Here is a 17,139-nt window from a genome sequence, read left to right as displayed (position 1 = left end):
GATGATGTTGCGCTACACCCTCAAACGTTTGCTGTCTCTGATCCTCAGCCTCGCGGTCGCCTCGGTGGTGATCTTCGCGGTGATCGAGATTGCGCCCGGGGATCCAGCCTCGTTCATGCTGGGGGTGAACGCCCAGCCCGATACGCTGGCGGCCTTGCGCGCAGAGCTTGGGTTGGATGTCTCGAAAGTCGAGCGGTATTTCGACTGGGTTGGCGGCATGTTGGTGGGCGATTTCGGCACGTCTTACACGTATCGGACGCCGGTATCGCAAATGATTGCGGATCGCCTGTGGGTGTCGCTGCCTCTGGCCCTGTACGCCCTGACCCTATCGACCCTGATCGCATTCCCAGCGGGGATCTACGCGGTCGCGCGGCGTGGGCAACCCGGTGATCTGACAGTGATGGGTGCGACGCAGTTGGGCATCGCGGTTCCGAATTTCTGGTTCGCCATGATGTTGGTGCTGATCTTTGCCATCAACCTGCGCTGGTTCAATGCAGGTGGATTTGCGGGCTGGGACAAAGGGGTCTGGACCGGCCTTCACTCTCTAACCCTGCCCGCAATTGCACTTGCCCTACCACAGGCCGCCATTCTGGCCCGTGTCATGCGATCCGCGCTGCTGGATATTCTGGGTGAGGATTTCATGCGCACGGCCAGGGCCAAGGGCCTGAGCCGCCGCCAGGCGCTGTGGCGTCATGGGGTACGCAACGCCCTGATCCCTGTGCTGACCATCATCGGGTTGCAATTTTCGTTCCTGCTGGCCGGCGCTATCATCATCGAGCAGGTGTTTTACCTGCCGGGCCTCGGTCGGCTGGTATTTCAGGCGATCTCGGCCCGCGATCTGATCGTGGTCGAATCCGTGGTCATGTTGCTGGTCTTTGCCGTGATCACCGTGAATTTCCTGGTTGATCTGGCGTATGCCGCTGTCGATCCGAGACTTAGGAGCAGATCATGAACCGAAACATGATCCTCGGCGCCGCTCTGTCCTCGCTGGTTGTGCTTGCGGCATTGGTCTCGTTTATCTGGACACCGTATGACTACGCGGCGCTAGATATCCCCGACAAGCTTCAACCGCCTGACGCGCAGCACTGGTTCGGAACGGATCATTTCGGCCGGGATATGTTCTCGCTGATCATGGTCGGCGCGCGCACGTCAATTGCGGTCGCGCTGGTGGCCGTGGGGATTGGCATGGTCCTGGGCGTGCCGCTTGGGCTGGCGGCTGCGGCGCGCAAAGGATCGTGGCTGGACGAGGTGATCATGCGCGGCAACGATCTGGTCTTTGCCTTCCCCTCGTTGGTGATTGCGATCCTGATCACCGCCGTGTTCGGTGCAGGGGCGATCAACGCGATCATCGCCATTGGTATCTTCAACATCCCTGTCTTTGCCCGCATCACACGCGGTGCTGCGCTGTCCTTGTGGGAGCGCGAATTTATTCTTGCCGCTCGGGTCTCTGGCAAAGGGGCCGCCCGGATTTCTGCCGAGCACATTTTGCCCAACGTAGCCAACCTGTTGATCGTACAAGGGACGATCCAGTTCTCGCTGGGCATTCTGGCCGAGGCGGGCCTGTCTTATGTCGGGCTGGGGGCGCAGCCGCCCACGCCCAGCTGGGGTCGCATGCTGGCCGATGCGCAGACAATGGTCAGTTTTGCCCCGCATTTGGCTCTGATTCCTGGCATGGCCATCATCGTGACGGTGTTGGGTCTGAACCTGTTGGGCGACGGGTTGCGCGATTGGCTGGATCCACGCATTAGGGTGGCGCGTGCATGAGCCTGCTGGAGATCAAAAACCTCTCCGTGAGAATCCACGGCATCCCGATACTGGATAGTGTGGACTTTTCCGTGGCGCCTGGTCAGATCGTGGCTGTGACCGGTGAGAGCGGATCAGGCAAGTCGATGACCGCCCTGTCCGTCATGCAGTTGTTGCCAAACGGGGCGGATTGTGACGGATCGATCCTGCTGGACGGTCAGGACCTGCTGCACCTTTCCGAGGCTGACATGTGTCTTCAGCGTGGCGCGGCGATCGGGATGGTGTTTCAGGAGCCGATGACGGCGCTGAACCCGGTCCGCACAATTGGTGATCAGGTGATGGAAACGATCCTGATCCACAAGGCAATGCCCCGCGACAAGGCGCGAGATCGCGCGCAAGAGGTGCTGACCCGCGTTGGTTTGCCGCCGGACCGTTTCCCTTTGTCTCGCTACCCGCACGAATTGTCCGGGGGCCAACGCCAAAGGGTTGTGATTGCGATGGCCATCGCGCTGCGCCCCAGACTGCTGATCGCGGATGAGCCGACCACGGCACTGGATGTCACCACACAGGCCAGGATACTGGATCTGCTTAAGGGTCTGGTGGCCGAATTTGGTATGGGCCTGCTGATGATCACGCATGATCTGGCCGTCGTTGCTGATATGGCAGATGAGATCGTCGTGATGCGAAAAGGCAAGGTGGTCGAGGCCGGTGCGACAGTTCATTTGCTGTCCCATATGCAGCATCCATATACTCGGATGTTGTTCGAAGCGTCGGGGCATCAGGTGACGTTACCCACGCCCACGCATCCTCATCCGCTTTTGCAGGTTTCGAACGTCGTTCGCGATTACCGCTTGCCCCGCAAAAACCTGTTTGAGCCGCCCGCACACAACCGTGCCGTCGATCAGGTGAGCTTTACGCTGAGCAAGGGTGAAAGACTGGGGTTGGTCGGTGAGTCTGGATGTGGAAAATCGACACTAACACGGGCTATTCTTGGCTTGGAAGAGGTGCAGAGCGGTGAAATTCTGCTGGATGGGCAGCCGGTCTTCTCAGGCCAGTCACCCAACCTGGCAGTGCGCCGCAAGATGCAGGTGGTGTTTCAGGACCCGTTCGGCAGCTTCAACCCGCGGCACCGCGTCGCGCGTCTGATCACCGAGCCGTTTCACTTGCTGGACAAGCCACCCTCCGGGTCCGAGCGGCAGGAGCGTATTGCCGAGATGTTGACCGCCGTTGGTTTGCGCCCCGATGACGCAACCAAATACATTCACGAGTTTTCAGGTGGGCAGCGTCAACGGATTGCGATTGCCCGGGCGCTGATCATCCGGCCCGATCTTATCCTGTTTGACGAGGCTGTTTCGGCCCTGGATGTTTCGGTCCGGGCGCAGATTCTAGACCTGTTGGCAGAGCTTTGCGCGGCTTATGATCTCACATACCTGTTCATCAGCCATGATCTGAGTGTTGTCCGCACCATAACCGACCGTGTTCTGGTGATGCGCGCCGGTCAGATCGTCGAACAGGGTGAGACCGAGCAGGTGTTTGCAGAGCCGCAACACCCTTATACGCAAACGCTGATCGCTGCAGCGCCTCGATTGCCCGAATTCGGGAAGAGCGTCGCATGAAAACGCCAAAAACCCTTTGTGAGAGCCTGATTCTAAGGAGTGACTAATGACCAATCCCCTCTGGTTTGATCCCGGGCTGTGTTTGATCGGAGGCGCGTGGATACCGCCCGCATCCGGTCGAACCCTGCCAATGATCAATCCCTCCGACGGATCCGAAGTGTGCCATATTGCCCGGGGAGAGCATGCCGATGTCGATGCCGCCGTTTCAGCGGCCCGGTCGGCGCGCGATGGGGGGTGGGGCCGCATGACTGCGGTTGACCGGGGTCGCATCCTCAGTCGACTTGGGCAGCTCGTGCAGAATCGGATCGATGATCTTGCTCTGCTTGAGGCGATGGATGTCGGCAAACCTCTGACACAGGCCCGCGCGGATGCGGTGGCCCTTGCGCGGTATTGCGAGTTTTACGGTGGGGCGGCTGACAAGGTAATGGGCAATACCATCCCCTATCTTGAGGGCTACACCGTCTACACACTGCGCGAACCGCACGGCGTGACCGGCCATATCGTACCTTGGAACTACCCGATGCAGATCATCGGCCGATCCGTCGGCGCCGCTCTGGCCATGGGCAACGCTTGCGTCCTAAAGCCGGCGGAAGAGGCATGCCTGACCGCGCTTGCGTTTGCCCACCTTGCGATCGAAGCAGGCTTTCCGCCGGGCGCGTTGAATGTGGTCCCGGGGCTTGGGGCCGAGGCAGGGGCTGCGCTGGCGGGGCACCCGGATGTTGATCACATCTCGTTCACAGGTTCGGTCGCGACAGGCGCGCTGGTTCAGCAGGCGGCGGGGCGGAACGTCGTGCCGGTGACGCTGGAACTGGGCGGGAAGTCCCCGCAACTGGTCTTCGATGACGCCGATCTCGATGCTGCACTGCCGTTTCTGGTCAATGCGGGCATCCAGAACGCGGGGCAAACCTGCTCTGCATCCTCACGCATTCTGGTACAGCGAGGGGTATATGATCAGGTCAGGTCGCGTATGGCAGACGCCTACACGGATCTGACAGTAGGACCGGCAACGGCGGATTTGAGGGTGGGGCCGCTGATCTCGAACCGGCAGAAGGACATCGTGGCGGGGTTCCTCGACAAAGGGGCCGATCTGACGATTGCGGCGCAGGGCGTGATTGTCGGTGATGCGCCGCAGACTGGGGCGTATGTCAGACCCACGCTGTTTTCGGACGTCCCGCCTGATCATACCCTGGCACGTGACGAGATTTTCGGCCCGGTTCAGGTGCTGATCCCGTTCGAGACCGAAGATGAGGCTCTAACCATAGCGAACAGCACCGACTACGGTCTGGTTGCGAGCATCTGGACACGCGATGGCGCACGCCAGATGCGGCTGGCGAAACGTCTGCGCTCAGGTCAGGTTTTCATCAACAACTACGGGGCCGGTGGCGGCGTTGAACTGCCCTTTGGGGGCGTTGGGAAATCCGGCCATGGTCGCGAAAAAGGCTTTGAGGCGCTGTACGGGTTTTCTCAGGTCAAGACGGTTGCGGCACTTCACGGTTAGCACCGGTGAACCCAAGACCAGCGACCCGTCAGCCCAAAGCGCACCGGAGCTGGGTATCTAGCTGAATCCGCTTGATTTTTTCGGAAATTTAAATCGGTTGGAGCGGGTCGAACCCGCACGTTACTTTATTTTGAGCGCGACCTTAAGGTCTCCGATTGCTCCGACTTGTGACCGCGAAAGCTGATCACCGGCCAATGGCATCAACATCTCTTGCAAGCGATCCCATGCCTGTCCTGTGTCAATCTTTTTCAAGCGTCGGCCCAAGCGGGGCATCGCATCGCTGGGGCCCTTGCATTGGGTCATCAGCCAGCGGCCGAGCACCTCCATTTCCTGCGCTTCTTCCTCGGAACAGCGCAGTTTTGTGCGCAAAAGGACGTGCAGTTGTTGACGTTGCTCGGAGGTTGGCAGGTCATCCAATTCGATAAAAGCCTGAGCGATTGCGCAGATCGCAATGCGTGGGTCGTCAATTCCTTCGACAGGATGGGCGTTGGCGACGCTTCGAAAGGCCAGTCTTCTCGGCGCGTTCTTCAGGGTCGTTGCAACGTCATGAGCGGTGTCGAGCGCTTCGCTCGGGTTGCTGCGCACCCACCACCAGATCGCACCGCCAATAGCGGTGAGGACAAGAATAATAGTTGGAAAATCAATGGTCTCCGGCAATTTCTTCGGAGTGGATCATTCATCGCTTTGCGCTGGATTGCAACTCTGGGTCGAAAAACTAGAATAGGATGGGCGATTTAACCCATCCTTTCGGGGCTGCTAGACAACATGGGTAAGAGCATCTATCGTGCGCTTGCTGGCTAGGATGAATGAGGCCAGTCATCCTAGGCTCGTTGCTTTGCCGAACGCACTTAGAACATGTTAGCAACAGGCGACTTCGCAATCAGATAGGTTTCAGTTAAGCTATTCAATGTATGACCTATTTTGGTGAAAACGTAGTTAAGATTCGACACTTCATCTGGGCTTTGTTGTAGACGGCGTTTGCCCACGCGGGGTCTTTTCTGGCTTGGGATTTAGCAAAAGTACGTTCGCAGATTTCCAACGCGTCTTGCTCGGCGACCTGTTGGGAGTTGGCGGGCGCGGAATATGACCACGTGTGAATTCCGTTCGTGGCGAAAGAACGATATTCATCGAAGTTTACCCGCGCCCATTTGATGACAAAATTATAGGCATCTACGCCAGTTTTGGACAGTGTTTGCGCCTCCGTACTTGTGCTGAATCCTTTTGGAACAACCGAAAGGTATAAGACACAGTCTTCGGGATTATCGGCCTTGAACTGGCACGACCGCAACGCAACGCTCTGTGCCGTTTCTAAAGTGTGGTAGCCCCAAGCAGCACCACTTGCTTCATACTTCTTGTTTACAGTGTTTATCGCGACGGCTCCAAAGAAGTCGGCCTTGCGCGCATCTCTAACATCTCTTTTCTGAGACCCGCTCAGCTTGACGTCGGAATGATAAATCACGTTTCGACCAGAATAATTCAACTCAGCTAGGTCAGCGTAAGCGAAATTGATCGTCGCGAGCATGGCCGCGCAGAAAGACAGAAAAAGTCGCATTTTAAGCCTTTTAGATTCACTAAAACTGTATTGATGCATAAACATTTATAAGTAGTTGAGTGACTTGGCCTCAATACTAAAATGTCGCTGCGGACTACCTCTTCCTCCGCTTCACATTCCCACCCCGCTGCCCTGGCCTGCCAGCTGTTGAACGCCCGCGCGATTTCACCGCGTCTTCAGAGGCTTTCTCGACCGCCCATTGGCGCGCCATGGGGTCGTCGGCGACGGCCAGGTCGACCGCTTCCAGACGTTTGATCTCATCCCGGATGTTGGCGGCCTCTTCGAATTCCAGGTTCTCGGCGGCTTTGCGCATCTGGTCGCGCAGGCCTTCCAGATGGGCCTCGAGGTTGGCGCCGTGCATCGGTTTGTCGATGGTGGCGGTGACGCGGTTCATGTCGACGTCGCCTTCGTAGAGACCGGCCAGAACGTCCTCGACATTTTTCTTCACCGTCTCAGGGGTGATGCCGTGTTCCTCGTTATAGGCAAGCTGTTTGGCGCGGCGGCGGTTGGTTTCGCCCAAGGCGCGCTCCATCGAGCCGGTGATCTTGTCGGCATACATGATCACCCGGCCATCGGCGTTGCGCGCGGCGCGACCTATGGTCTGGATCAGCGAGGTTTCCGAGCGCAGGAAGCCTTCTTTGTCGGCGTCCAGAATGGCGACCAGCCCACATTCGGGGATGTCGAGCCCTTCGCGCAGCAGGTTGATGCCGACCAGCACGTCGAAGGCGCCAAGCCGCAGGTCGCGCAGGATTTCGATCCGTTCCAGCGTGTCGATATCCGAGTGCATGTAGCGAACTTTGATACCCTGTTCGTGCAGGTATTCGGTCAGGTCCTCGGCCATGCGTTTGGTCAGTGTCGTGACCAGCGTGCGGTAGCCATCGGCGGCGACCTTGCGCACCTCGTCCAGCAGATCGTCCACCTGCATGCTGACAGGGCGGATTTCGACCTCGGGGTCCAGCAGGCCAGTGGGGCGGATCACTTGTTCGGTGAAGACGCCGCCGGTCTGCTCGATCTCCCATTTCGCCGGGGTGGCCGAGACAAAGACGGATTGCGGGCGCATGGCGTCCCATTCCTCGAACTTGAGGGGCCGGTTGTCCATGCAGGACGGCAGGCGGAACCCGTGTTCGGCCAGCGTGAACTTGCGCCGATAGTCGCCCCGGTACATGCCGCCGATCTGGGGGACGCTGACATGGGATTCGTCGGCGAACACAATGGCGTTGTCGGGAATGAACTCGAACAGGGTTGGGGGCGGTTCGCCCGGCGCACGGCCGGTCAGATAGCGCGAATAGTTCTCGATCCCGTTGCAGACGCCGGTGGCCTCAAGCATTTCCAGATCGAAATTTGTGCGCTGTTCCAGACGCTGCGCCTCCAGCAGTTTGCCCTCGCCGACCAGCTGATCCAGCCGGATACGCAGTTCCTTTTTGATGCCGATGATCGCCTGCTGCATGGTCGGCTTGGGCGTCACGTAGTGCGAATTCGCGTAGACTCGCACCTGCTCCATCGTGGCCGCGCGTTCTCCGGTTAAGGGATCGAATTCGGTGATGGTTTCCAGTTCCTCGCCAAAGAACGAGAACTTCCAGGCGCGATCCTCCAGGTGGGCAGGCCAGATCTCCAGTGAGTCGCCGCGCACCCGGAACGAACCGCGCTGAAATGCCTGATCGTTGCGGCGGTATTGCTGGGCGACTAGATCGGCCATCACTTGCCGCTGGTCGTACTCATTGCCTACCTTCAGGTCCTGCGTCATCGCCCCGTAGGTCTCGACCGAGCCGATACCATAGATGCACGAGACCGAGGCGACGATGATTACGTCGTCCCGCTCTAACAGCGCGCGGGTGGCTGAGTGGCGCATCCGGTCGATCTGTTCGTTGATCTGCGATTCTTTTTCGATGTACGTATCGCTGCGCGGCACATAGGCCTCGGGCTGGTAGTAGTCGTAGTAGGACACGAAATACTCCACCGAGTTTTCGGGGAAGAAGCCTTTGAATTCGCCATAGAGCTGCGCCGCCAGCGTCTTGTTGGGGGCCAGAATGATGGCGGGGCGTTGGGTCTCTTCGATCACCTTCGCCATGGTGAATGTCTTACCGGTTCCGGTCGCGCCCAGTAGAACCTGATCGCGTTCGCCGTCATTCACACCTCCGGCCAGTTTCGTGATCGCGGTTGGCTGGTCCCCGGCGGGGGCGAATTCGGTATGCATGACAAATGCCTTACCGCCCTCAAGCTTGAGGCGGTCGCGAACGTCATCCTGCGTCAGTTGTGTAGTGTCGGAATTGGCGTACGGCATCAGAAAACTCCGGGTCAGGCCCCTACACTTGTTCTTATTTTGTCCAACTGCAAGGCCTGATCCGGATTGAAATCGGCAGACTCAATAATAGGCAGGCAGACAGTCTGGAATTTGATCCGCACAAACTTTGTCAGAGAGGGTTTTCAAGTTACTGTCCAGAATGCGGGTCATCATTATTTTCATGAGGGTTTGCCCCATGATCCATCCGAGGACGCCGTATTTTACCGTATAGTCCATACTCCATATCACTTGCGCACGATGTCCGGCGAGTGGCTCGATTTCAATTGCGGCATGCGCCTCGGTTAGTGGCAGAGCAGACATGTCGGACAAGCGGACACTGTAGCCCCGGTAGGGTTCCCAGTTCGTAACCTCTTCGATCAGAGAACTTCCGTTCTGGAAATAGCAGCGCCGTTTTGATCCAACCCCATTTGCGCCACGCGTCAGCGCGTCCACGTATGTGACCTGAGGCGCAATCTCGTCAATGTGCATGAACCGGCTTAGTATCGCCCAGACGGCTTCGGGCCGTGCGTCGATTTCCAGGCGTCTTTGATGGGTGATCATCTGATTAATTCCTTGCTTGAAGGTCCCAAAGTGTAGCCGGATCTGATGACAATTACTGTCATCAGGCCGCGGCATGGACAGCGCGACAATTGTCGTCTTGTCCCAGAGCGCGCTCTGGCGCATAAACGTGCGCAGCCAAGCGAGTACGGAGAGGCGACATGCGCGCACGGATTTACCAGCCTTCGCGGAACGCGATGACATCGGGGATGGCTGAGACACGCAAATGGGTTCTGGAATACGCCCCAGCCTCTGCGCGCGAAGTGGACCCCTTGATGGGCTGGACCTCGTCCAGCGACACGCAGACCCAGGTGCGGCTGAAATTCGACACCAAGGAAGAGGCGCTGGATTACGCCAAGGACAATGGTATCGACGCGCAGGTCATTGAACCGCACAAGCGCAAGCCCAACCTGCGCGCCCGCGGGTACGGCGAAAATTTCGCCACCGACCGTCGCGGTCCATGGACACACTAACCGAGAGTTCCAAATGATCGATATCCGCGAGGCGGATCCAGGCGCTGAGGACCTGCGGCCTATAATTGAGGCACATCTGGCCCATAGCTGGGACGCAACGCCGCAGACGTCGAACCATACGCTGGATGTAGATGCCTTAAGGGAACCGGGCATCCGCTTCTGGGCTCTTTACGAAGCAGGCCGGGCATTAGGATGCGGTGCACTCAAATTCCTGCCGGATGGAACCGCAGAAGTGAAATCGGTTCATATTCTCGCCGAAGCGCGCGGACGCGGCCTAGCACGCGTGGTGATGGCCCATCTGGCCGATCTGGCGCGGACCGAGGGCGTTTCAGCGCTGGTGCTTGAAACCGGTGCCGCCCATCTGACCGAGTACGACGCGGCGCGCAGGCTGTATGAAGCGCTGGGCTATTCCTATTGCGGCCCGATCTTCGGTTACGATCCCGACCCCAACAGCGCCTTCATGCGCTTGCCCCTTGAACCCGCTCGGTAAAAGCCTCAAGAAGGGCGCAGCGGTCCCGTAGCTCAACTGGATAGAGCAGCTGACTTCTAATCAGCAGGTTGAGGGTTCGAGTCCTTCCGGGATCGCCATTTCCTTTTGTTTCGCAGAGGTAATTTTACCGCAAAGGCCCTTGAGATTCAAGGTTTTCTGTCGACCCAGGCACATGGGTCGACTAGAATAGATATTGATTTGTTCTCTTAATGTTCTTATTTGGGTGGGCAGGAGGTCGGCATTGGGAAAGCTAGGCGTGGCGATACTCGCGGCAATCATCGGGGGGTTCGCCGCTACCGCTGCAATTGTATTCTGGTTTGGCTGGGGGCTCCCGGGCAAAGGTCAGGCTACCCACATCGACCCGACGAGGGCGGACTACGTTGATCTGCTGCTGACCGTGGCGACGATATTCCTTGGTGCTGTTGGCCTTGCGGTGACGGTCGGAGCACTCGTCATTGGTCTGGTCGCCCTAAAGACCCTGCGCGAGATAAAGGATGAGGCAGCGAGCGAGGCAAAGTCAGCGGCTGCCACAAAGATCACCGAGACCATGGAAGCGGACCTTGACCCAAAGGTGGACAAAAAGGTTCGCGAGATTTTGCCTTTGGGATTGCAGGTGGTGCTTGCTGACGATGAACACAGAGACGAAATCCTCAAGGCGCTCGTGCGAACGGGCGCTCTGGATGACGCAGTTGGAAGGGTTATCGACCGGATAAACTCGGGTGGGCCAGTGATGGACCCTCAAGACGTAGTTGAAGGTGGTGACCAAGATTAAAGCAAAACAGGAGGGAGAACAAATGGACGGAAGTATGCATCGAATAGCAGCTTCAAACGGTTGGGAGGTCAAGTCGCCTTCCATGGAATACCTGAACCTTGCGCCGGAGGTGCGGGCGGAAATTGACGAATATCTGGCGGAGTATCCGGTAAAACTGGGTGCCATCGCCAAGCGCCTTGGCGTGAAGGTCCTTTTGTCTACTTTGCCTCGCGGCACCTCCGGCCAGATCAGCCAGGAAAATGGCGACTTCGTGATCCGCATCAACCGACACGAGGCCAAGCACCGCCAGCGCTTCACGCTTGCACACGAACTTGCTCATTTCTTGCTCCATCGAGAACGAGTTGAGGCGGCAAATGGATGGTCTGAGAACGTGCTGCTGCGGGCTCCAAATCAGCCGATGCAGATTGAATACGAGGCGAACCGGCTTGCATCCGATTTCGTCATCCCGTCAGCGCAGCTTGCGGAGGCTACGGCGGAATACTCGGGGCCGATGACGCCTGAGGTGATTGAGGACCTCGCCCGTCGCTTTGGTGTCTCTACGGCTGCGATGGAAATCAAGCTACAGATGGTGTGAGGAGGCGCAACGGGCAATGGATGTTCAGGAGTATCTGGTGACGTTGGGCATCCGCCCCGCCGAGCTCAGCGGTCTCAAAGAGCTGCCGGGGACAACCAAAGATCGACTTACGCCACTCATACTGTTGGCTCCTTGGCTGGCGACCTCGCCCCTTTCTCGGGCATTGGGCAAGTTTGAAGAGTCATACCCATCACGCCCTTACTTCATCGACGTGGACACTTACTACCAGGTGAACGACAAGCCTAACGAGGCAAAAGAGCAATGGGCACGGCTGGCCGCGAAACCGGCAGACCTTGACGCGTGGTGGGCGCTCCTATCGGACTATCCGAATGCAAACCCTTGCCTGTTGATGGCAGAGCGAACGATTGAGAGCGCGCGGGACCAGATTGCATGGGCACGTGAAAACAACCGGACTTTCTGCCTTCGGATGAACCTTGCCGAGGGTATTGGGTCGGGTATCCCGCAATGGATGCCTGCTTTAGTGGCAGAACTGGCCGCAGATGGGGCGAACGACTATGCCGTAGTATTCGAGTTTGGCTGGGTGCCGGACCCTCTCCTAGTGGCAGCCCTTGCCAGCGGTTATACCAACAGCTTCTTCGGAACGATACCGCCTGAGGTTCCGATTGCCGTTTCCTGCACTTCGTTTCCGAAAGACTTCACGGTTTTTGACGGGACAGATGTTTGCGGTTTCACGAACCGTGACCTCTTGGCCCAAGTGCAACAGGCGACCAACCACCCAAGAATCATCTACGGAGATTGGGGCACGACCAGACCCCGGAGCTATGGCCATGCCAGCCAGCCTAAGAACCGTATCGACTACCCAGCGGACACTTCGTGGATCATCGCTCGCGACCAACAAGGTGAAGTCTCGTTTCAAGTCGCGGCACAGCGAATACGGGACAGCGGCTATTGGTCGGGGAACCTTGGGACTTGGGGAGAACAGCAAATAGATGGCACCGCAGACGGGCAGGCATTCGCTATCGACACCATGCCCAAGATGTATGCTGCGAGGATCAATATTCACCTTCACAGGCAGGCTTTCTATGGCCACCTGCCGCCGCCTGACGCGCTGGATGAAGAATGGAGCGACGATGATTTCTAGGCGGCAAACGGCAAGCTAGCAAGGCTCTCGCATGTGAGAGGGCGAGTTGTTCAAAAGCGAAACGCCGAGCGAAAGCTGGGCGTTTTTTCGTTTTCTATTCAATGTTTTGGGATTTTCCTACCACTTTATCCTTGACGAATAACCTACCACTTGAAGCAGCTGTGTTTGCTCCGTCCATCAAGGAGCCCTGAGCTTCCGCTCAGCGGGCACTAATACTCGGCACATCAGTGAGGTTAGGTGAATGGCAAAGGAGTGAGACTTGACTATACGCCCTTGCCGCAATTCCCTACCTCATGCAAACTTGTGCTCAAGGGAGGACGTTAATTTGCAATGCGGAAATTGCTGCCAAAAGACCAGCGCGGCAATGTGTTTTGGGAGGCGTAAGTCATGACATCCGAGACTGCAGGTTCCACACCACCGAACAAGCTGACGCCGCAACAGCCGGGCACTCCCGCAGTCAACACGGTGACGGTACATGACATCATTGGGTCATTGAAAGCCGGGGTTTCGGATTTTCTGGCCCGCCCCGTCATGAGCGGTTTTTTGGACTGTTTTATGCGGTTTTCGGCATCCTGTTTGTTTGGTGTCTGGTGTGGATTGGCAAGGTCTGGATGGTCATTCCCGCCGCTATTGGTTTTCCGCTGGTCGCGCCTTTTGCCGCCGCCGGGCTTTATGAAATGTCGCGCCGTTTGCAGAAGCACGAGAGTTTCGGTTGGATCGAAATCCTCACTGTCATGGCCCATCAGCGCAAGCGCGAGATGGGCTGGATGGCCTTTGTCACCCTGTTCATTCTCTGGGTGTGGTTTTACCAGTTTCGGACTTTGCTGGTGATCATCCTGCAGGATTCATCTTTTTCGGATTTAGACGGGTTTTTGAACACTGTATTCTTCACACCTGAGGGCTGGACGTTTCTTGCCATCGGCGCCTGCGCGGGTGCGTTTCTGTCGGCGGTATTGTTTTCGGTGACCGTCGTAGCCATGCCCATGTTGCTCGACCGGGACATTGATTTCATTTCTGCCGTGTTGACGTCTCTTCGCGTCGTTCGGGAAAACCCCGTGGTCATGCTCGTCTGGGCGGCGGTTATAGTTTCAACCATGCTGGTGTCGATGCTTCCGGCATTTCTGGGCCTGATTTTTACCCTGCCAATACTTGGTCACACAACCTGGCATCTTTACCAGAGGGCCGTTCCCCCGGTTGAGGGGTAATCATCCAGTTTTTTTTGAGCCGTAGCGCGCTTTTGTTGCCTCCGGGTAACCAAGTTCAATTCTTGCGGTGTCCAGAAGCAAACCCCCAATCGTGCCGAACTGAGTAACGCCTGCGAACAGGGACAAGCGTGTACCTCAACAACACTTAAGCTGAAGTTCTTTGATCAGAACGCGTGCGTTTGGTCTCTTCCCTAAACGTCACAGCCAACCGGTCCGTACTGCCGTCCGTAAGCCGCAATCGGTTTTTGCGACCAGTCTTACGGCAATTGATGACCGCCGTCTCTCAAACGCTCCGCGACCTCTCACAGACGAAGCGTCTTCACAGCTCTCATACGGCCACTCGCAATGAAAGCCTACAGCCCCGATTTTTTACAAAAAGGGTTGTGCGCTCCCAACGAAATGATCGAAATACAGCCATGGATGACAAGGATTATGAGATACTTGCACTGGTGCAGTCCGACGCCCGTCTGACCGCCGACGCATTGGGTGCGTCGATCGGGCTTTCGGGACCTGCTGTTCAGAAACGCCTCAAGCGACTGCGCGAGACCGGTGTGATCGAAAAGGAGGTTGCCGTCCTCTCCCCCACCAAGCTGGGGCGTGAAATGACGGTCATCGTCGAGGTCGTGCTGGAACGGGAAAGCCGGTTGCATCTTGATGCCTTCAAGCGAAAGATGCGCGGGGCGTCGGCGGTGCAGCAATGCTACTACACGACGGGCGAGGCCGATTTTATCATGATCGTCGTCGTAAAGGACATTCAGGAGTATGAAGCGTTCACGCAGGAGTATTTCTTTGATGAGTCGAATGTCGGCCGCTTCACGTCTTCGATTGTGATGGACCGGGTTAAGGCGTCGCTCGACATTCTTTAAAATACCTGCGCCTCGGGCCATAAGGCTCCATGGGTCTTTTGGGGATGCCCCGGCTGTCAGATCACCGGCAGATCCCGCGCCGCGCGGGTGGTGAGCAGTTCTGCCCCCTCTGCCCGGATCACGATGTCTTCCTCGTGCACCATCATCAGGCCGTCCCCGTACGACAGCGACGGCTCCAGCGTCAGGACCATTCCCTCTTCCAGCACCGTCGTGTCGAACGCGGCATGCGAGGGCTGTTCGGTCAGTTGCATCCCCAGCCCGTGCCCAAGACGTCCGACATCGCCGCCCGAGGCGTCGATTTCGGCGATCACCGAGGACATCGCATGGAACAGGTCGCGGCAGGTGTTGCCTGGCTTGGCGGCCGCCAGGCCCGCCTCGGTCGCGCGCCACAAGACATCATAGGCGCGACGTGCCATGTCATCTGCCCGGCCTATGGCCCAGTTGCGATCGAAGTCGCAGAAATAGCCATCCCAGGTGCATCCAGTGTCCAGCATCACTACATCGCCCGCCCGAAGCGGTCGCGTTGAGGGGGGCGAGATGACATCGGCATAACCACCAGGTTCCGACGCGCCGACGACATACGGCGCATCATCCGCACCCTGCGCCAGCGCCTCGTGGCGAAAGGTGCGGAACACGTCATCCAGCGGCATGCCGTCGGCTACGATATCGGGCACGCGGGCAAATGTGGCCGAGCCAATGGCGCAGATATGGGCTAGCTTTTCGATCTCGGCCGGGGATTTTACCATGCGCAGATGCTGCATCAGGCCGGTCGCATCGGCGACACGCAGTCCAGGCAGGGCCGCGATCAGCCGCTCCCAATCCCCGAGTGGCATCCTGAGCTGGGTCTCATGCCCCTTCATCACTCCAATCGTGGCACCCTCTTTCGCCAGGGGGGCTAGGAGGTCGGACAGCAGGCTGATTCCATCGTCGTCGGGGCAGGGGGCTGACCAGGTGCGGATATCTTCGAGCCATGATTTCCGCATCAGGGCCGCACCGATTTCGGGGATTACGGCAATCGGTTTGCCCGACGCGGGGACAAACAGGAACCAGGGTCGGGTCGGGCTCTGCCAGAACAAGGTCTGAAACCCCGAGAAATAGCGCAGATCGGGCTCGGTCATCAGCAGAAGACCGGCCAATCCCGCGTGAGCCATTTTGGCCTGGGCCTTTGCCGTGCGGGCTTCGAATTCCGCCTGAGGAAACCCGCGTTCGGGGGTGTTACGCGGCATCGCGGCCCTCCATGATCATTTGGTAAATCTCGGGGTCTGTGACCCCTTCGGAGCCGATAAGAAGCACGCGGGAGCCAGCGTCAAGACCAAGCTTTTCCGAGAGTGCCTCATCACCCCGCGCGACGATCAACGCCGAAAGGCCCGCAACCGCGCTTTCGCCTGCCTCCAGCGGCGTGTCTCCAGCCAAGGGGCGGGCCAGCAGGCGTACGGTGGGTCCAATCAGACTGTCCGGAATGGTGAGGTAATCCGATGCTTCCTCGGACAGGATCTCCCACGCGATGGGGGACGGCTCACCGCAGGAAAGGCCGGCCATGATCGTTTCTTCTTGGATGGTCACGGCAGTCATTTTACCTGCTTTGGCGCTTTCAAAAAGGCAAGGCGCAAGCTCTGGCTCAACCACCACAACGCGGGGAGACGCTGCGCCCCAATACTGTCGCAGCGCGGCGGCGATCCCGGCGGCCATGCCTCCCACACCGCCTTGCAGGAAGACATGGGTGGGGGCGGTCTCCATCGCGTCACAGATCTCGCGCGTCATAACACCGTATCCGGCCATCACATCGCGGGGCGGCTCGGAGTAGCCGGGCCAGGATGTGTCAGAGACAACATACCAGCCATGTGCCTCAGCCTCGTCCTTGGCCAGTCTGACTGAGGCGTCATAGTCGCCTTCGATACGGATCACCTCGGCGCCAAAACCGCGCATGACCTCGGCGCGGCCTTCGCTGACCTCGGCATGGATATAGATGCGGCACGCTGCCCCAAATTTCTGACACCCCCAGGCGAGCGAGCGGCCGTGGTTGCCGTCGGTGGCTGAGACCAGCGTGATCCGCGCCACCGCCGCGCTATGCTTTCCTTCGCGGATATCGGCCAAGGTGACATCGTGGCACAAACGCTCGGACAGCACCCGCTGCAAAACGCGCAAGGCTGCATAAGCCCCGCCAAGCGCCTTGAAACTGCCGAGACCAAAGCGTGGGCCTTCGTGCTTATACCGCACCTCGCTCACGTTGATCCGTTCCGCCAGCGTTTTCAGAGACACGAGCGGCGTGGGGGCATAGCCGTCCCATGCCGTAATCTCGGCCCGGGCGGTCGCAAAATTCTCGGGCGTCAGAACCCGGTGTGCGGCATCGCCGGTTTTTGGGGTCACACCAACATGGCCGAGGCGGACTTGAGGGAGAAGGTCGGTCAT

At 58.3% G+C, this 17,139-nt stretch carries 17 protein-coding genes and 1 tRNA gene; 12 read left to right on the top strand and 6 right to left on the bottom strand.

The window, feature by feature from the left end:
- Window positions 1-4 precede the first annotated feature (4 nt).
- The 4 genes from ACR3ES_RS00965 to ACR3ES_RS00950 are packed head-to-tail and all read left to right on the top strand — an operon-like array spanning window position 5 to window position 4,857.
- Entirely contained in the window at window positions 5-952 is a 948-nt protein-coding gene (locus tag ACR3ES_RS00965; RefSeq protein WP_170430807.1) for an ABC transporter permease, read from the top strand.
- Entirely contained in the window at window positions 949-1,764 is an 816-nt protein-coding gene (locus ACR3ES_RS00960) for an ABC transporter permease (RefSeq protein ID WP_480424642.1), read from the top strand. Before ACR3ES_RS00965 ends, ACR3ES_RS00960 begins: the two co-directional genes overlap by 4 nt.
- Complete coding sequence (locus tag ACR3ES_RS00955) at window positions 1,761-3,359, top strand: ABC transporter ATP-binding protein (RefSeq protein WP_480424639.1); 1,599 nt, start codon at window positions 1,761-1,763, stop codon at window positions 3,357-3,359. Before ACR3ES_RS00960 ends, ACR3ES_RS00955 begins: the two co-directional genes overlap by 4 nt.
- 46 nt (window positions 3,360-3,405) lie before the next feature.
- Window positions 3,406-4,857, top strand: coding sequence for an aldehyde dehydrogenase family protein (locus ACR3ES_RS00950; protein ID WP_170430812.1), 1,452 nt, complete (start codon window positions 3,406-3,408; stop codon window positions 4,855-4,857).
- A 120-nt stretch (window positions 4,858-4,977) separates the two neighbouring features.
- Here the strand turns inward: ACR3ES_RS00950 and ACR3ES_RS00945 are convergent, their stop codons facing one another.
- The 4 genes from ACR3ES_RS00945 to ACR3ES_RS00930 form a co-directional block, all read right to left on the bottom strand.
- Complete coding sequence (locus ACR3ES_RS00945; RefSeq protein WP_170430814.1) at window positions 4,978-5,514, bottom strand: hypothetical protein; 537 nt, start codon at window positions 5,512-5,514, stop codon at window positions 4,978-4,980.
- 259 nt (window positions 5,515-5,773) lie between these two features.
- Window positions 5,774-6,409, bottom strand: a complete 636-nt coding sequence (locus ACR3ES_RS00940) for a hypothetical protein (RefSeq protein WP_170430816.1) — start codon at window positions 6,407-6,409, stop codon at window positions 5,774-5,776.
- 94 nt (window positions 6,410-6,503) lie between these two features.
- Window positions 6,504-8,690 (bottom strand): excinuclease ABC subunit UvrB, encoded by a 2,187-nt coding sequence (uvrB, locus tag ACR3ES_RS00935; protein ID WP_170430818.1) that lies wholly within the window; start codon window positions 8,688-8,690, stop codon window positions 6,504-6,506.
- An 81-nt stretch (window positions 8,691-8,771) separates the two neighbouring features.
- Window positions 8,772-9,251 carry an SRPBCC family protein gene (locus ACR3ES_RS00930; RefSeq protein ID WP_480424637.1) on the bottom strand — a complete coding sequence of 160 codons (480 nt, stop codon included), beginning with the start codon at window positions 9,249-9,251 and terminating at the stop codon, window positions 8,772-8,774.
- A gap of 158 nt (window positions 9,252-9,409) precedes the next feature.
- Between ACR3ES_RS00930 and ACR3ES_RS00925 the strand changes: the two genes are divergently transcribed.
- The 8 genes from ACR3ES_RS00925 (at window position 9,410) to ACR3ES_RS00890 (ending at window position 14,730) form a co-directional block, all read left to right on the top strand.
- A complete protein-coding gene (locus tag ACR3ES_RS00925) occupies window positions 9,410-9,721 on the top strand; it encodes an ETC complex I subunit (protein ID WP_170430820.1) in 312 nt (103 codons plus the stop codon).
- A 13-nt stretch (window positions 9,722-9,734) separates the two neighbouring features.
- On the top strand, window positions 9,735-10,211 hold the full coding sequence (locus ACR3ES_RS00920) for a GNAT family N-acetyltransferase (RefSeq protein ID WP_170430822.1): 477 nt from the start codon (window positions 9,735-9,737) through the stop codon (window positions 10,209-10,211).
- A gap of 21 nt (window positions 10,212-10,232) precedes the next feature.
- Window positions 10,233-10,309 (top strand) — tRNA-Arg (locus tag ACR3ES_RS00915).
- A gap of 143 nt (window positions 10,310-10,452) precedes the next feature.
- Window positions 10,453-10,983 carry a hypothetical protein gene (locus ACR3ES_RS00910; protein WP_170430824.1) on the top strand — a complete coding sequence of 177 codons (531 nt, stop codon included), beginning with the start codon at window positions 10,453-10,455 and terminating at the stop codon, window positions 10,981-10,983.
- The gene (locus tag ACR3ES_RS00905; protein WP_480424634.1) at window positions 10,970-11,557 is read left to right on the top strand and encodes an ImmA/IrrE family metallo-endopeptidase; all 588 of its coding nucleotides are present in this window, start codon (window positions 10,970-10,972) and stop codon (window positions 11,555-11,557) included. Before ACR3ES_RS00910 ends, ACR3ES_RS00905 begins: the two co-directional genes overlap by 14 nt.
- Before the next feature lie 16 nt (window positions 11,558-11,573).
- Window positions 11,574-12,659 carry a beta family protein gene (locus tag ACR3ES_RS00900; protein ID WP_170430826.1) on the top strand — a complete coding sequence of 362 codons (1,086 nt, stop codon included), beginning with the start codon at window positions 11,574-11,576 and terminating at the stop codon, window positions 12,657-12,659.
- A gap of 611 nt (window positions 12,660-13,270) precedes the next feature.
- Window positions 13,271-13,864 (top strand): DUF2189 domain-containing protein, encoded by a 594-nt coding sequence (locus ACR3ES_RS00895; RefSeq protein WP_480634674.1) that lies wholly within the window; start codon window positions 13,271-13,273, stop codon window positions 13,862-13,864.
- A 416-nt stretch (window positions 13,865-14,280) separates the two neighbouring features.
- A complete protein-coding gene (locus tag ACR3ES_RS00890; protein ID WP_170430830.1) occupies window positions 14,281-14,730 on the top strand; it encodes an Lrp/AsnC family transcriptional regulator in 450 nt (149 codons plus the stop codon).
- A gap of 56 nt (window positions 14,731-14,786) precedes the next feature.
- Here ACR3ES_RS00890 and ACR3ES_RS00885 read toward each other — a convergent pair whose 3' ends face one another.
- Both ACR3ES_RS00885 and ACR3ES_RS00880 read right to left on the bottom strand, forming a co-directional pair.
- Window positions 14,787-15,956 (bottom strand): M24 family metallopeptidase, encoded by a 1,170-nt coding sequence (locus tag ACR3ES_RS00885; protein ID WP_170430832.1) that lies wholly within the window; start codon window positions 15,954-15,956, stop codon window positions 14,787-14,789.
- Window positions 15,946-17,139 carry a diaminopropionate ammonia-lyase gene (locus ACR3ES_RS00880; protein WP_170430834.1) on the bottom strand — a complete coding sequence of 398 codons (1,194 nt, stop codon included), beginning with the start codon at window positions 17,137-17,139 and terminating at the stop codon, window positions 15,946-15,948. Before ACR3ES_RS00880 ends, ACR3ES_RS00885 begins: the two co-directional genes overlap by 11 nt.

The sequence above is a fragment of the Ruegeria sp. B1 genome (assembly GCF_056535885.1).
This window is presented reverse-complemented; position numbering and strand designations above follow the sequence as displayed.

Bases quoted from the DNA above. Each gene is read 5' to 3' on its own strand.
- ACR3ES_RS00965 (WP_170430807.1), top strand. From the start codon at position 5: ATGTTGCGCTACACCCTCAAACGTTTGCTGTCTCTGATCCTCAGCCTC.
- ACR3ES_RS00960 (WP_480424642.1), top strand. From the start codon at position 949: ATGAACCGAAACATGATCCTCGGCGCCGCTCTGTCCTCGCTGGTTGTG.
- ACR3ES_RS00955 (WP_480424639.1), top strand. From the start codon at position 1,761: ATGAGCCTGCTGGAGATCAAAAACCTCTCCGTGAGAATCCACGGCATC.
- ACR3ES_RS00950 (WP_170430812.1), top strand. From the start codon at position 3,406: ATGACCAATCCCCTCTGGTTTGATCCCGGGCTGTGTTTGATCGGAGGC.
- ACR3ES_RS00940 (WP_170430816.1), bottom strand. From the start codon at position 6,409: ATGCGACTTTTTCTGTCTTTCTGCGCGGCCATGCTCGCGACGATCAAT.
- uvrB (WP_170430818.1), bottom strand. From the start codon at position 8,690: ATGCCGTACGCCAATTCCGACACTACACAACTGACGCAGGATGACGTT.
- ACR3ES_RS00930 (WP_480424637.1), bottom strand. From the start codon at position 9,251: ATGATCACCCATCAAAGACGCCTGGAAATCGACGCACGGCCCGAAGCC.
- ACR3ES_RS00925 (WP_170430820.1), top strand. From the start codon at position 9,410: ATGCGCGCACGGATTTACCAGCCTTCGCGGAACGCGATGACATCGGGG.
- ACR3ES_RS00920 (WP_170430822.1), top strand. From the start codon at position 9,735: ATGATCGATATCCGCGAGGCGGATCCAGGCGCTGAGGACCTGCGGCCT.
- ACR3ES_RS00900 (WP_170430826.1), top strand. From the start codon at position 11,574: ATGGATGTTCAGGAGTATCTGGTGACGTTGGGCATCCGCCCCGCCGAG.
- ACR3ES_RS00895 (WP_480634674.1), top strand. From the start codon at position 13,271: ATGGTCATTCCCGCCGCTATTGGTTTTCCGCTGGTCGCGCCTTTTGCC.
- ACR3ES_RS00890 (WP_170430830.1), top strand. From the start codon at position 14,281: ATGGATGACAAGGATTATGAGATACTTGCACTGGTGCAGTCCGACGCC.
- ACR3ES_RS00885 (WP_170430832.1), bottom strand. From the start codon at position 15,956: ATGCCGCGTAACACCCCCGAACGCGGGTTTCCTCAGGCGGAATTCGAA.
- ACR3ES_RS00880 (WP_170430834.1), bottom strand. From the start codon at position 17,139: ATGACCGACCTTCTCCCTCAAGTCCGCCTCGGCCATGTTGGTGTGACC.